The 14,756-nt window shown below is 46.7% G+C and carries 14 protein-coding genes; 10 read left to right on the top strand and 4 right to left on the bottom strand.

Going from position 1 to position 14,756, the window contains the following annotated elements:
* Nucleotides 1–194, bottom strand: a 194-nt coding sequence (locus D2V93_RS06545; protein WP_147377374.1) for a hypothetical protein, incomplete at its 3' end; no start/stop codon positions are given.
* A gap of 30 nt (nucleotides 195–224) precedes the next feature.
* On the opposite strand from D2V93_RS06545, the gene D2V93_RS18895 reads away from it, so the two are divergent.
* A complete protein-coding gene (locus tag D2V93_RS18895; RefSeq protein ID WP_262696656.1) occupies nucleotides 225–353 on the top strand; it encodes a hypothetical protein in 129 nt (42 codons plus the stop codon).
* Nucleotides 354–932: 579 nt separating this feature from the next.
* On the opposite strand, the gene D2V93_RS06540 is transcribed toward D2V93_RS18895, so the two are convergent.
* Nucleotides 933–2,216 carry a BspA family leucine-rich repeat surface protein gene (locus D2V93_RS06540; protein ID WP_119618869.1) on the bottom strand — a complete coding sequence of 428 codons (1,284 nt, stop codon included), beginning with the start codon at nucleotides 2,214–2,216 and terminating at the stop codon, nucleotides 933–935.
* A 233-nt stretch (nucleotides 2,217–2,449) separates the two neighbouring features.
* On the bottom strand, nucleotides 2,450–2,911 hold the full coding sequence (locus tag D2V93_RS06535) for an Lrp/AsnC family transcriptional regulator (protein ID WP_119618868.1): 462 nt from the start codon (nucleotides 2,909–2,911) through the stop codon (nucleotides 2,450–2,452).
* A gap of 149 nt (nucleotides 2,912–3,060) precedes the next feature.
* Here D2V93_RS06535 and D2V93_RS06530 point away from each other — a divergent pair, with 149 nt between their 5' ends.
* The 8 genes from D2V93_RS06530 to ribB all read left to right on the top strand — a co-directional run bounded on the left by D2V93_RS06530 (nucleotide 3,061) and on the right by ribB (nucleotide 13,361).
* The gene (locus tag D2V93_RS06530) at nucleotides 3,061–4,260 is read left to right on the top strand and encodes an aminotransferase class I/II-fold pyridoxal phosphate-dependent enzyme (RefSeq protein ID WP_119618867.1); all 1,200 of its coding nucleotides are present in this window, start codon (nucleotides 3,061–3,063) and stop codon (nucleotides 4,258–4,260) included.
* 652 nt (nucleotides 4,261–4,912) lie between these two features.
* Complete coding sequence (locus tag D2V93_RS06525) at nucleotides 4,913–6,631, top strand: Na+/H+ antiporter NhaC family protein (protein ID WP_119618866.1); 1,719 nt, start codon at nucleotides 4,913–4,915, stop codon at nucleotides 6,629–6,631.
* A gap of 115 nt (nucleotides 6,632–6,746) precedes the next feature.
* Nucleotides 6,747–7,253 (top strand): thiol peroxidase, encoded by a 507-nt coding sequence (tpx, locus tag D2V93_RS06520; RefSeq protein WP_119618865.1) that lies wholly within the window; start codon nucleotides 6,747–6,749, stop codon nucleotides 7,251–7,253.
* Nucleotides 7,246–7,611 (top strand): diacylglycerol kinase, encoded by a 366-nt coding sequence (locus tag D2V93_RS06515; RefSeq protein ID WP_119618864.1) that lies wholly within the window; start codon nucleotides 7,246–7,248, stop codon nucleotides 7,609–7,611. Before tpx ends, D2V93_RS06515 begins: the two co-directional genes overlap by 8 nt.
* 62 nt (nucleotides 7,612–7,673) lie before the next feature.
* On the top strand, nucleotides 7,674–10,055 hold the full coding sequence (locus D2V93_RS06510) for a DNA translocase FtsK (protein WP_072881587.1): 2,382 nt from the start codon (nucleotides 7,674–7,676) through the stop codon (nucleotides 10,053–10,055).
* A gap of 4 nt (nucleotides 10,056–10,059) precedes the next feature.
* On the top strand, nucleotides 10,060–10,707 hold the full coding sequence (gene lolA1 / locus D2V93_RS06505) for an outer membrane lipoprotein periplasmic chaperone LolA1 (protein WP_119618871.1): 648 nt from the start codon (nucleotides 10,060–10,062) through the stop codon (nucleotides 10,705–10,707).
* Between the two features lie 3 nt (nucleotides 10,708–10,710).
* Nucleotides 10,711–12,222 (top strand): LptF/LptG family permease, encoded by a 1,512-nt coding sequence (locus D2V93_RS06500; RefSeq protein WP_119618863.1) that lies wholly within the window; start codon nucleotides 10,711–10,713, stop codon nucleotides 12,220–12,222.
* Nucleotides 12,222–13,361, top strand: coding sequence for a 3,4-dihydroxy-2-butanone-4-phosphate synthase (gene ribB / locus D2V93_RS06495; RefSeq protein ID WP_119618870.1), 1,140 nt, complete (start codon nucleotides 12,222–12,224; stop codon nucleotides 13,359–13,361). Before D2V93_RS06500 ends, ribB begins: the two co-directional genes overlap by 1 nt.
* A 669-nt stretch (nucleotides 13,362–14,030) precedes the next feature.
* On the opposite strand, the gene D2V93_RS18890 is transcribed toward ribB, so the two are convergent.
* Nucleotides 14,031–14,156, bottom strand: coding sequence for a hypothetical protein (locus D2V93_RS18890; RefSeq protein ID WP_262696655.1), 126 nt, complete (start codon nucleotides 14,154–14,156; stop codon nucleotides 14,031–14,033).
* Between D2V93_RS18890 and D2V93_RS06490 the strand changes: the two genes are divergently transcribed.
* The coding region (locus tag D2V93_RS06490; RefSeq protein ID WP_147377373.1) for an Ig-like domain-containing protein at nucleotides 14,155–14,756 on the top strand (602 nt) is incomplete at its 3' end. The genes D2V93_RS18890 and D2V93_RS06490 overlap by 2 nt on opposite strands.

Here is a 14,756-nt window from a genome sequence, read left to right as displayed (position 1 = left end):
TCCTTGTCGGCATCGGTGGCCACAACGGTACCGATTACCACGGTATCGGCAATGTCCTCAGAAGCGGTGAATTCCTGTGCGGCGATCACCGGGGTGGCGTTCTTGGGCGGTGTGGGTGCATCGTCCTTGCCGCAGGACCATAGCAGGGCCATGGCGAGGATGGCGATACCCAATTTTTTTGTGATGTTTTTCATAATCATTTTTTTACAGTTAATCTTGGCAAGATGGGGCGTTCCGGAGAATGTTTCGGGCACGATCTGACGGATGCCGAGGCTGGATTGACGGATGGGGTCTTTGGGTTGATGGGACTGGGTTACAGGTTTAAGGTCAAGAACAAGTTTCAAGCGCAATAGTGAGCGGTTTGCGATGAACAATGACCAATAGCAGAACATCCCAATAGACGCAACTGTCCCCTTGAGGGGACTTTAGGGGTGTTTCTTCGGACACGAATTCCATTAATATTCACGAATAAAGGTTTGGATTTCAGATATCAGACATCTGATCATTCAAAAATCAAACAATCCAAGTATCCAGTTTTCATAATCTATGTCATACTGAGCGTCTCAATGGCCATCACTATAAAGAATCCCTATCTGAATTAGATTCTTCAAACACTCCGTGTTTTCAGAATGACAAGCAACGCCAATAAAAAATCCAATTTGCAATAAACAATGACCAATAATCAAAAACTGAATAACGGAACAGCCTAAGTCTATCCTCTATGGCCTATGGTCTTTTGTCTTTTTGGACACAAATTTCACCAACATACACGAATCAATGTTCCTACTTCTGAACTCTGGCCTCTGCCTTCAGACAATCCTAATAACTCAATAACAGAGTAATCCAACAAAAAAACCACCGAAAGACCCAAGGACCTTTCGGTGGCACAAACAGCTCAAAAAAGAGAAACGACTATACGGTTTGATAAGGTGTTATTGACAAGCGACAGAGCCTTCATCATTGATGGTCCAGCCATTTTGTATGACCAGAACAGTATCGTGGAAATATGTTGTATCGGCATCATTGCAGAACTTGACCCCAGCGGCCCCCAATGTGATACCATCGGGGATGAATACATTTCCTTGTCCACCCCAGCCTTTCAATATATTGCTATAATTCAAAGCGTCCAACCCAGAATTGTCGAACATATTGCTCAAGCTTGTGATACTGGACAGGTCCCAACCACCCAAATTTTGATTGAAAGCGGCAGCATCCCTAAACATGCTGGACATTGTGGTCACGTTGGAAACATCCCAATCCCCTAGAGGTTGATCAAAAGAAGTTGCCCCATAGAACATAGTGGCCATAGTAGTAACATTGGAAACATCCCAATTCCCAATATCCCCGTTGAAAGCAGTGGCCCCAAAGAACACTCCCTCCATATGGGTTGCGATCGAAGTGTTCCAGTTTCCAATTTCCCCATTAAAGGTAGCGGATTCATAGAACATATTGGACATATCGGTCACTTTGGAAAGGTCGGGCACATCGGTAGCATTATAGACCATATTTGCGCAATAACCAAAAGCTCCGTTCATACTTTCCCATGAATTGGAACCCCATTGCTCAATGGACATGAGCTTTAGTGCATAACCATCTTCACTGATCATGTTGATTCTTGGGAATACACCCTTAATGGCAACGGTGTGGGTGCCTGCACTGGCATAAATGTGGGTTGGAGATGTGCCTGATGTGATATTCTCCTCAGTCCCATCACCCCAGTCAATGGCATAATCATAGGTGAGACTGTTGTCTGTTGCAATGACAATCTCCTCATTGGCAACAGTGGTCTTCCAAGTGGTGATAAAGGAACCAGGGTCGGCAGCCAAGGATTCATCCACGTCACCCACCTTTATGGTCACTGTGGCGGTGGCCGTTTTATCGCCATCTCCTACCTGTACTGTGATCACATGCTGTGCAGCGGTCTCAAAGTCCAATGCTTTTCCAGTGGCAAGCGAAAGGTCTCCGGCCTTGGTAATCTCGAACAGATTGTTGTCGTTGGTCTTGATGGAGAACTCAATGGCATCACGCTCTGGATCATTGGCCTGAACAGTACCTATAATCTCAGTATCGGCAATATCCTCATCTACGGTGAACTCCTGCGCCTTGATTGTCGGAGCAGTGTTCTTGGGCGGGGTAGGTCCATCATCCTTTCCACAGGACCAAATCAGGACCGAGACCACAATCATTGCTCCAAAACTTTTCATTACGTTTTTCATGACAAATTTTTTTTAAATTAAAAACTATGGCAAGGTGGGCGGTTTTCATGAAATTGAAGGAGACGATCTGACGGATGATGGGTTTGGATTGATGGATGGGCCTTTTGAATTGACGGAGAAAATTTGAAAACTGTAAAATGTGAAGCGCGCGCGGTCAAAATATGGACTGATGGAGTGTCATCTCCACATAAATAACAACTGAAGGACCATTAACCCGAAAAAATAAAAACAATTTAACCGATGTGCACCGATGGGGTGTTCTTCACCTCACTGATCACAAACGAACTCTGGGTGTTCCCTATATTGTTGATCGTGGTAAGTTTGGTAAGCATGAACTCTCGATAACTTTTCATATCGGCCACATTGATCTTTAGGATGTAATCATAATCACCCCCGACGTGGAAGCATTCCGAGACTTCCTCCAGTTTCAGCACTTCCCGTTCAAACCGCAGCACATTGTCCTTGGTGTGCTGCACCAAACGGATGTGGCAAAGCACCGTAAAGTCCTTTTTAAGTTTCTTTTTGTCCACCAGGGCCACATATTGGGTGATCACGCCCGTGCGTTCCAACCGGCGAATGCGCTCATAGACCGCAGTTTTGGAAAGTTGGAGAATGTCCGCATAGTACTTTGTAGTCTTTTTGCAGTCTTCCTGGAGCAATTTCACCAATTGTTGGTCCACCAAATCCAATTCCATACTGATTATTTTTCGGTTGAATGCTTTTGAGATGGATAAAAATAGAACTAATATCTAAAATATATACATAAATAAGTCTAAAATTCTATATATAGACGAATGAATTGACTTTGGGACTATATCCGATTAGTTTTACAAAAAATCATATCATGGACTATAAAGCAGCGGAGCACATTCAAGACCTTCAATATTTTGGTGAATTTGGAGGGGTAAACCCTTCCATATCAGATTCTTCCACCTATACTTTTCTGTCAGCAAAGACTATGTTCGATACGTTTGAGGGAAACACGGAAGGTTGTTATCTGTACAGTAGGCACTCCTCCCCTTCTAATCTGTATTTGGGAGAGGCCATGGCACAGTTGGAAGGAACGGAATCCGCCAATGTCTATGCCAGTGGAATGGGGGCCATCACGGCCGTTATCCTTCAACTTTGCGATGCGGGTGATCATATGGTCTGCAGTAGGACCATTTATGGCGGCACCTACGCGTTCCTAAAAAACTTCGTAAAAAAATTCAATATCTCGGTTTCCTTTGTAGATATTACCGATTTGGATTCCATTGAAAAAACCATCACACCGAAAACCAAGATGATCTATTGTGAGGCCGTGAGTAATCCGTTGTTGGAAATTGCAGATATCCCTTCGTTGTCCAAAATTGCCAAAAAGAGCGATATGCCCCTAGTGGTGGACAACACGTTTTCCCCATTGACCATCAATGCGGCCCAATTGGGTGCGGACATTGTGGTGCATAGTCTCACCAAGTTCATCAATGGCAGCAGTGATTGCGTGGCAGGTGCTGTCTGCGCCACCACCGATTTTTGTCTTGGGTTGAAAGATGTGAACAATGGCGCGGGCATGCTCTTGGGCAGTACGCTGGACAGTCTTCGGGCGGCTTCCATCCTCAAAAATATGCGCACACTGCACATCCGCATCAAAAAGCACAGTGAAAATGCCCATTATCTGGCCGAAAAGTTTGAAAAGGATGGGCTCAAAGTGGTGTACCCTGGCCTGGAGAGCCATCCTGGACACCAACTCATGAAGGCACAAATGAACCATGAGTATGGATTTGGCGGCATGCTGACCATGGATGTGGGTTCCGTGGACCGGGCCAACGCCTTGATGGAACTTATGCAAGAGAAAAAGTTGGGCTATTTGGCTGTAAGTCTAGGGTTCTACAAAACTTTGTTCAGTGCCTCGGGTACATCCACTTCTTCCGAGATTCCTTTGGAAGAGCAGGAAGCACTGGGGCTCTCACAAGGCCTTATCCGGTTCTCCATTGGCCTTGACAACGACATCCACAAGACCTATCTGTCCATGCGGAGCTGTATGGAGCAATTGGGGATTATCTGAAAAGAGACATTAGAAAACAGACCATAGAGAATAGATTTTGGTGATTTGGTTATTGCTTAATGGATTGTCGGATTGGGCCACAAGTTAAATCAAGATGTCAGTTCGAGTTTTTCCAAAGAAAAATATCGAGAATCCATTCTTTGACCAATTCAAATGAACTTGTCATTCTGAAAACACGGAGTGTTTGAAGAATCCCAACGCAAAAAAGATTCTTCGTCCCGATAGCCATCGGGATGCTCAGAATGACAAAGGTTACTGAAAACTGGATTATTAGATTCTTCGATGGTCTGAAAATTGATTCGTGAATATTAATGGAATTCGTGTCCGAAGAGACAAAAGAGCATAAAAAATCAACACTAAGAAACACCCCTAAAGTCCCCTCGAGGGGGCAGTTGCTCAGGGTAGTCTGCCGATTGGGTTATTGATAATTGTTCATTGCAAAATTGTTTTTTTTTGGATTCTTCGATTATTGGATTGTTGGATTTTTAGATTTGAACATTCACCCTTGACCCTTTAACCCAAAACCCACAATCCTGTTCCCTTCTTGAACTTGAAACTTGCACTTGAGCTTTTTAGATGATTGCTGATTTTTTGGATTTTTGGAGAACAGGGTTCAAAATCGTAATATTACCCTTTAACAAACCCAGACCATATGCCAAACAAAGAGGAAAAACCAAAGTACAGGGAAGACGAACACATTGTAGAGGACAAAAACCTCACCATTTTCCAAGCACTCATCCCTGTTTTTACCCTTGTGGCGATGTTGGCCTACAACGTCTTTGTTTTTGGGGATGATGCACTGAGCGGTTCCAATCAATTTATTTTGTTGATGGGAGGAGCAGTAGCGGCCATCGTTGGTTTTTTCAACAAGGTCTCCTATGATCAAATGATTGAAGAGGTGGCGGAGAATGTCCGTTCCACCACAGGGGCATTGCTCATCCTTCTCATGGTGGGCGCTCTTTCGGGCACTTGGCTCGTGAGCGGCATCATTCCCGCCATGATCTATTACGGACTACAGATCCTGAACCCTACCATATTTTTGGCGGCCTGTGTAATCATCTGTGCCATCATTTCCGTGGCCACAGGCAGTAGCTGGACCACTTCGGCCACTGTGGGCATTGCACTTATCGGCATCGGTGACGCTTTGGGCATTTCGCTGGGCATGACCGCTGGAGCTGTGCTTTCGGGTGCCTATTTCGGGGATAAAATGTCCCCCTTGAGCGACACCACCAACCTGGCCCCGGCCATGGCGGGCGGCGACTTGTTCACGCACATCAGATACATGGCCCTGACCACTACCCCGACCATCATCATCACCCTCATCGTGTTCATTATCATGGGCTTTACCATTGACACATCGGGCGATGCGGACACCAGTTCCATACTAACGAATATCGGTGCTACCTTCAATATTAATGGGTGGCTCTTTTTGGTGCCTTTGGCCGTTATCCTCTTGATCGTCAAAAAAGCACCACCTTTGATGGCTTTGTTGATTGGAACTCTCCTAGGTGGACTTTTCGCAATTTTATTTCAAAGTCAAATTATCTGGAGTAATGGTTTAAAGTATAGTATCAATCCAATTCCTTCAGATTTAAAGGAATATGTTCAATGGGATGCTGGCAAAAAAAACTTTTATAGCCCAGGCACATACGCACTTGTTAAAAACAAAGAAAATGTAAGTTTAGAAAACAATCTAGTATTGGATTTGCCAACATCAAGGACTGAAGTGAGCGAAACTTTTAGCAAGACCACTAAGATTTATGTTGATGGCAATTTGATGGGGGAATATAATGCAATTGCAACTCCAACTTCATTTTTACAAAGCTCTTATTTTGCAGTCATCAATGCCATTACCGTGGATACCGAAATAGCCACAAGTGACCCTGCCCTGAACGATCTTTTCTCCTCGGGCGGAATGTCAGGCATGCTGGGCACCATTTGGCTCATTGTCTGTGCCATGGTCTTCGGGGGCATTATGGACGGAATCGGGGCACTGGAACGCATTACGGAATCGCTTCTCAAATTGGCCAAGACCACCTTTGGGCTCTTTGCAAGCACCGTGGGGAGTTGTTTGGCCTTGAACATTACTGCTTCGGACCAGTATCTGGCCATTGTGGTTCCCGGAAAAATGTTCTCCAAGGCCTACGCCGAACGTGGATTGGCCCCAGAGAACCTGAGCCGTTCCCTAGAGGACTCTGGAACGGTCACCTCTGTTTTGGTACCCTGGAACACTTGCGGCGCCTATCACAGTGGGGTGCTCGGTGTGGGCGTAGGGGAATACTTTTTTTATGCCATCTTCAACTGGCTGAGCCCTTTCATGACCTTGTTGTTTGCTGCTTTCAAAATCAAAATCAAACAGTTGACAAAATAGATTCTCCCCAAAACAGCCATTTTTCAAGAGGTATCATTTTTATCAACAACATGGTGCGGCCTCCCGAAAGAAGGTTTTTTTTAAGTATTTTTGACCCTCAAACAAAAAATAAATCATGGCAACAGTCACCCTCAAAGGAAACGAAATACACACCCTTGGCGACCTTCCTGAAAATGGTTCCCAAGCCCCTGACTTTAAGTTGGTAAAGAACGACCTTTCCATCGTATCCCTTTCGGACTACAAAGGACAAAAGGTGGTACTCAATATTTTCCCCAGTGTGGACACCGGAACCTGCGCACAGTCGGTCCGTCAGTTCAACCAAGAGGCCGCAGAATTGGACAATACCAAAATATTGTGCATCTCCAAAGACCTTCCATTTGCCCAGGCCCGTTTTTGTGGAGCCGAAGGCATAGACAAAGTGGAGACCCTTTCCGATTTCAGGGACGGTAATTTTGGCACATCGTACAACACCACCTTTGTGGACGGTCCATTGCAGGGCTTGTTGTCCCGATCCGTTGTGGTATTGGACGAAAACGGCAAGGTCATTTATTCCGAGCAGGTTTCCGAAACAGTGGACGAACCCAACTACAAAGCTGCGCTTGAAGCGTTGATGGATGCCTAGGGAATCTTTCTTGAAGAACAGGATCCGCAGTGTGGGCTATGCCCTAAAGGGCATGTTCCTGCTCCTAAGGACGGAGGCCAGCATCAAGATCCAGTTTTTTATAGCACTTTTGATGACGGCCGCTGGGTTCTTTTTCGAAATTTCCAGTACCGAATGGATTGTACAGTTATTGTCCATCGGGATGGTCATGGGAGTCGAGGGAGTGAACACCGCCATTGAAAAAATGGCCGATTACATCCAGCCCCAAAGGGACCCAAAAATTGGTTTGATCAAAGACATTTCGGCTGGGGCCGTTATGATAGTGTCCGTCATTGCCAGCATTATCGGACTCATCATCTATATTCCCAAGCTGCTATAAAAACGTCCAAGGACTGTTGGAGCACGTAAATTTGTAACTTAGCCCCGAATTAAACACCATTGATGGCAAAGAAAAGGACCACATCAAAATCCAAACCTACCACTGCCAAGAAGAAGCTGTCACTAAAGCCTTCCAAGCAAAATAAGATTATTTTTGGCAGTCTTTTGATCGTTCTCAGCATTGCGCTCTTCTTCTCCTTCATGTCGTTCTATTTTACATGGCAGGAAGACCAGAGCATGCTGTCCGAATTCGCAAACCGAAACGCAGAGGCCAGCAATCTGCTGAACAAGTTTGGGGCCAGCGTGAGCCACTTCTTTATGTACCAAGGGTTTGGGCTCGCTTCCTTCGCTTTCCCACTGCTATTGGCAGTAACAGGACTCTACCTTTTTTTGGGACTGGAGGCCAAAGGGCTTATCGGGAAATGGGTATGGGGCCTTACGGGCGTTATTTGGATGTCCGTCGCATTGGGCTTTTTTGCTGCCGATTTTCCTCTTTTGGGCGGACTTATCGGTTTCGAGATGAACGATTTTCTTCAGGACTACACAGGTAAGATAGGCGTGTTCTTGATATTGTTGTTCGTGCTGATGGTGATTTTGGTACGCCTGTTCAACTTTACCCCAGAAGGCTTTGCCAATTTCTTCCGTTCCCAAAAGGAAAAGATAAAATCCGATTTCAAAGGGTCTGAGCCCATTGTGGATACTGATGATAGTGATGAATCCGATGAAAGTGGCATCGAACTCCGCATAGACGATGAGGTGCCGGAAAAGGTGGACACTTACACCCACAAAAAGGACATTCCCCCACTCCAGACCGCAGCGGGGCTGGATGTCAACCTACCGGAAGAAGAAGAATCCGATATTGACCTGACCGTGGAAGAAACCCCAGTGGAAGAGGAAACCGAGGTAAAAGCGGCCAAACTGGTCAAGGATTTTGGGGAGTTTGACCCCAAATTGGAACTTGGAAACTATAAGTTCCCTCCCATGGAACTATTGGATGACCATGGGGCATCTGGGGGCATCACCATCAACCAGGAGGAACTGGAGGAGAACAAGAACCGTATTGTCAGTACCCTGAAAAACTACAAGATCGGCATTGCGCAGATCAAGGCCACCATCGGCCCTACGGTAACGCTTTATGAGATAGTGCCCGATGCGGGAATCCGTATTTCCAAGATCAAAAACCTAGAGGACGATATCGCCCTATCCTTAGCGGCACTGGGCATCCGGATCATTGCCCCGATACCCGGTAAGGGAACGGTGGGTATTGAAGTGCCCAACAAAAAGGCCACCGTGGTCTCCATGAGGTCAGTCATCGCCTCCAACAAGTTCCAGAAAGCGGAAATGGAGTTGCCCATCGCCTTCGGGAAGACCATCAGCAATGAAACCTTTGTGGTGGACCTTGCCAAAATGCCCCACTTGCTCATGGCCGGTGCCACGGGTCAGGGAAAATCCGTCGGGTTGAATGCCGTGATCACCTCCCTGCTCTATAAAAAGCACCCGGCCGAGGTGAAGTTCATCTTTGTGGATCCCAAAAAAGTGGAACTTACCCTCTACAATAAAATTGAGCGCCACTTTTTGGCCAAACTGCCCGACTCGGACGAGGCCATCATCACGGACAACACCAAGGTCATCAACACCCTGAACTCGCTCTGTATTGAAATGGACAACCGCTACGAGCTGTTGAAAACGGCCATGGTGCGGAACATCAAGGAATATAATGTAAAGTTCAAGGCGCGGAAGCTCAACCCTAATGACGGACATAAGTTTTTGCCCTATATCGTCTTGGTGATCGATGAGTTTGCCGACCTTATCATGACAGCGGGCAAAGAAGTGGAAACGCCCATTGCCAGATTGGCACAGTTGGCACGGGCCATTGGCATCCATTTGATCATTGCCACGCAAAGACCTTCCGTAAACGTGATCACGGGTATCATCAAGGCCAACTTTCCGGCCAGGATTGCTTTCCGCGTGACCTCCAAAATAGATTCCCGCACCATTTTGGACGCCCAGGGTGCCGACCAGCTTATCGGCCGTGGGGACATGCTCTACACGCAAGGAAACGATGTCACCCGTTTGCAGTGCGCCTTCGTGGATACGCCAGAGGTGGGCAAGATCACAGAGTACATCGGTTCGCAACGAGCCTATCCCGAAGCCCATTTGCTTCCCGAATATGTCGGTGAAGATTCTGGCACAAGTATTGATTATGATATTTCGGAAAGGGATGATATGTTCCGCGAAGCCGCGGAAGTGATCGTGACGGCACAGCAAGGTTCGGCCTCCCTGATCCAACGGAAATTAAAATTGGGATACAACAGGGCCGGAAGGATCATCGATCAATTGGAGGCCGCCGGAATTGTGGGCCCCTTCGAGGGTAGCAAAGCACGGCAAGTATTGATCCCGGATATTTATTCTTTGGAACAATTTTTAGAAAATGAATCAAAATAAGACCATGATCAAGAAACATATCCTTTTTATCGCACTTTTTGCCTCGGCAGTTTTTTCATACGGACAGGGCTCCGACAAGGCCAAGGCCCTTTTGGACGAAGTGTACAACAAGGTGAAATCCTACAAGAACATCTATATCGATTTTCAGTCCACCTTGGAGAACACGGAGGCCAACCTGAAGCAGGACACCAATGGCAACGTTACCCTAAGTGGTGAAAAGTACGTGCTGAACTACTTGGGTGCACAACAGCTCTATGATGGTAAAAAAGTATATACTGTGGTTCCCGAGAACGAGGAAGTCACTATTGAAGACGTGAACGAGGAGGACGACAATGTGAGCCCATCAAAAATGCTCACCTTCTACAAGACGGGACACAACTACCAATGGGACATTCAACAAAATGTGGGTGGCCGGAAGATCCAATATGTGAAGTTGACCCCAATCGACTCCAATACCGAGATCAAATCGGTCCTTTTGGGCATCGACACCCAGACCAAGCACATCTACAAGCTCATCCAAACAGGCAACAATGGCACCAAAACCACCATTACCGTTAATTCTTTCAAAACCGACCAACCCATTTCGGGGGCTATGTTTACCTTTAACGAGAAAAAATACGAGGACAAAGGGTATTATATCACAAGAAACTAGGCATTGAAAATACTAGACCAGTATATATTAAAAAGGTTTCTATACAATTTTTTCAGCTCCTTCTTCATCCTGATCGTCATATTCATTTTTCAGGGAATATGGCTTTTCATCGATGATTTGGCAGGAAAAGGGCTTGGTATTGTCATCATTGCCAAGTTCATTTTCTATTTTATCCCCACCCTTATCGACAAGGTCCTACCCCTGACCGTATTGCTCTCCTCCATCCTCACTTTTGGCACCTTTGCCGAAAATTATGAGTTTGCGGCCATGAAGGCTTCCGGCATTTCATTGCAGCGCGGCATGCGTAGCCTTATTGTTTTTGTGCTTTTTTTGGGCGTGGTGACCTTTTTCTTTGCGAACAATGTGATTCCCAAATCCGAGCAGAAAATGTTCAACCTGAGGAGGAACATTGCCAAAGTAAAGCCTGCGGCCGCCATCACCGAAGGGGTTTTCAGCGATTTTGAGGGCACCGGGGAGGGCATGAACATCAAGGTAGACAAAAAATATGGTGAGCAAGATCGGTTTTTGGACAATGTGATCATTCATAGAAAGACCGATCAAAACATCAACAACACGGTCATCAAGGCCAAATCCGGCGAACTCATCAGCAGTGAGGAATCCGACATTATCCAATTGTTGCTGAAGGATGGCAACTATTACGAGGAGCTGGTTTCCAAAGACCCGAAGGAGCAGCGCAAGAAGCCTTTTGCCAAGGCGGACTTCGGGACCTACACCATCAATATTGATATCTCCGAACTGAACGATCAGGATATGGAGGAGGACCAGAACATCACCACCAATAAAATGAAGAATGTGAGCCGATTGATCAAGGATATCGACTCCCTCCGCGAAAACAATCTTGAGAAGGTGGAGGCCTTTTCGAAGAACATCGTCAACCGTATGGGCGCCTTTCCGGTGCTTCCCCAAAAAAATCTCCAAAAGACAGAAAACCCCAAGCTGGAACTCATCCAGACAGAGGAGCAGAAGAAGAAAGAGATCCAAAAGGATTCCATCAAGGACATTGAGGGCCTATTGGACCATCTTGAGGAATGGCAGCGGCTTCAGGTGTTGAAGAATGCCAAGAATTCCGTTTCGGGCATCATGAACACCATAACGGCCAAAAAAGACGAGCTACAGAGCAGATACAAGTTCTATAACAGTCATATCCTGTCGCTCCACCAAAAATATGCACTGGCACTGTCCTGTATCATCCTCTTCTTCGTGGGGGCCCCGTTGGGTGCCATCATCAGAAAAGGAGGACTTGGGTTGCCCATGGTCATCGCCATTGTCTTATTTTTGACCTATTATTTTATTGGGGTATTTGCAGGGAACTATGCCAAAGAAGGGAACATACACCCTGCCATAGGGGCCTGGTTGTCCACCCTGATCATGTTGCCCTTGGGCGTTTCGCTTACCAAAAGGGCCACGGCCGACAAGGGGCTGTTCGGGTTTGGTCATATTTTTGACCGCATAAAATCGATATTTAAAAAGAAGAAAAAAGATTCTGAAGAATGATGATCGCCAAGGATAAAAAGATACAACTAAACGCCATAGAAGAAGCCATTGAGGACATCCGCCAGGGCAAGGTCATTATTGTAGTGGATGATGAAAACAGGGAGAACGAAGGCGATTTTATTGCAGCTGCCGAAAAAGTCACCCCGGAAATGATCAATTTCATGGCCAAGCACGGCCGGGGACTTATCTGTGCACCATTGACCGAAAGCCGATGTGAAGAACTACAGCTGAACATGATGGTGCAGAACAACACCGTACTGCACCAGACCCAGTTTACCGTATCCGTGGACCTGTTGGGACATGGGTGCACCACGGGCATATCCGTACATGACAGGGCAAAGACCATCAAAGCTCTGGTGGACAAGGACACCAAACCCCATGAACTGGGCAAACCTGGACATATTTTCCCCCTGAGGGCAAAAAATGGAGGGGTGTTGAGACGTACGGGACATACCGAGGCCGCCATAGATTTTGCCCGATTGGCCGGACTGGAACCTGCAGGAATCCTGGTAGAAATCTTGAATGAGGATGGCACCATGGCCCGTTTGCCCGAGCTCATGAAAGTGGCCGAAAAATTTGACCTGAAAATCGTTTCCATCGAGGACCTGATTGCCTACCGTATGGAGCATGACAGCCTTATAGAACTCAAGGAGGCCTTTGATATAAAGACCCGGTTTGGCGACTTCAGGCTACGTGCCTATCAACAGACCACGAACGAGCAGGTACATATTGCCTTGGTGAAGGGAAATTGGAAATCTGGTGAACCTGTGCTTACCCGAATCAACTCCACTTTGGTGAACAACGATATGCTGGGCACCTTGACCAACAATCCCGATGAAACGTTGCAACGGATGTTCGATGTGCTCAATGCCGAGGAAAAGAGTGCCATGATCTTCATCAACCAGAGCAACCAGTCCACCAATCTCTTGAGCCGTTTGTCAGAATTGAAAAAACTTCAGGCCCAGGGTATCCACAAAGCACCAAAGATTGACATGGATGCCAAGGATTTTGGTATCGGTGCACAAATCCTGCACGATCTCAATATTTCCAAGATACGGTTGTTGAGCAACTCAGGCCAGACCCGACGCGTAGGAATGGTGGGATACGGTCTGGAGATTGTGGAGTATGTGAATTATTGATCACCTTCCAACATCCACAGCTTTATTTTGGATGACATTTGTTCCAATGGGTGAAATTTCGTGTCAGGATAGCTGTTAGAGCATGGAACAGAGAAGATAGACTTGAATGATTCGGCTATTTGGTGGTTCGGTTATTCGTAATGCTTGTCATTCTGAAAACACGGAGTGTTTGAAGAATCTGATCCAGAAAGGGATTCTTCGATTGTCTGAAGTCAGAGGTCTGAACATTGATTCGTGAGTATTCGTGCAATTCGTGTCGAATTAGATAAAAGAGTATAGACACTAGAAAATAGACTTTGGTATTTGGTTATTCGATTACTCGATGATCGTCATACTTGTCATTCTGAAAACACGGAGTGTTTGAAGAATCCAATCCAAAACGGGATTATTGGATTGTTGGATTTACGTTAAGATGTCAGTTCGAGTTTTTTCCAAAGGAAAAAGTATTGAGACCCCCCTTCTTTGTCCAGGGCGATTGAACGTAGGGTCATCGGAAGTTTGGGCTTGATTCGAGTAATTCGTATCCCCTCGAAGAAACACCCCTAAAGTCCCCTCAAGGGGACAGTTGCCCAAGATGGTCTCCCTATTCTATTATTGCTCATTGATTATTGTCCATTGTAGATTGGATTTTCCCTTCACTCTTCAACCCGAAACTCGGAACCAGAAACCCTACCCCATCAACCCAAATGTCCCATCCGTCAAGCCAACAGGGGCATCCATCAGATCATGGCCAAAACTTTCCTTGGAACGCCCCATCTTGACCTGATATTCACCGTAAAACAAAATTTTGATCATGAAAAACTACATCAAAAAATTAGGTGTTGCCATCCTCGCCATGGCCCTGGTATGGTCCTGCGGAAAAGATGACGGCCCGACACCGCCCAAGAACGCAATGCCCGTGATCGCGGCACAGGAGTTCAATGCCTTCGAGGGCATAAGCGACACCGAAGTGTTCGGTACGGTGGTCGCCACCGATGCGGACAAGGATGCCCTTACCTTCACCATCAAGACCAACGACAATGCCCTCTTCGAGATCACCGCTGGCGGGGAACTGTCCCTGGCCACGGGCAAGGCACTGGACTTCGCCACCAAGGCACAGCACACCATCACCGTGGAGGTGAGCGATGGGACCGACGCAGCATCGGCCACCATCACCATCAAGGTGGTCAAGGAGGGTACGGACCCCAACAACACCGCCCCGGTGATCGATGCACAGGAGTTCACCGTGGCCGAGGACATCACCGACACTGCGACCATAGGCACCGTGGTGGCCACCGACGTGGATGGCGATGCGCTGAGCTTTAACATTGTGACCAACGACACCGACCTTTTTATGATCAGTGGCACGGGTGTGCTTACCCTGGCCACGGGCAAGGCACTGGACTTTGAGACCAA

The organism is Flagellimonas taeanensis, assembly GCF_003584105.1.
GTDB classification, from domain to species: domain Bacteria; phylum Bacteroidota; class Bacteroidia; order Flavobacteriales; family Flavobacteriaceae; genus Flagellimonas; species Flagellimonas taeanensis.
This window is presented reverse-complemented; position numbering and strand designations above follow the sequence as displayed.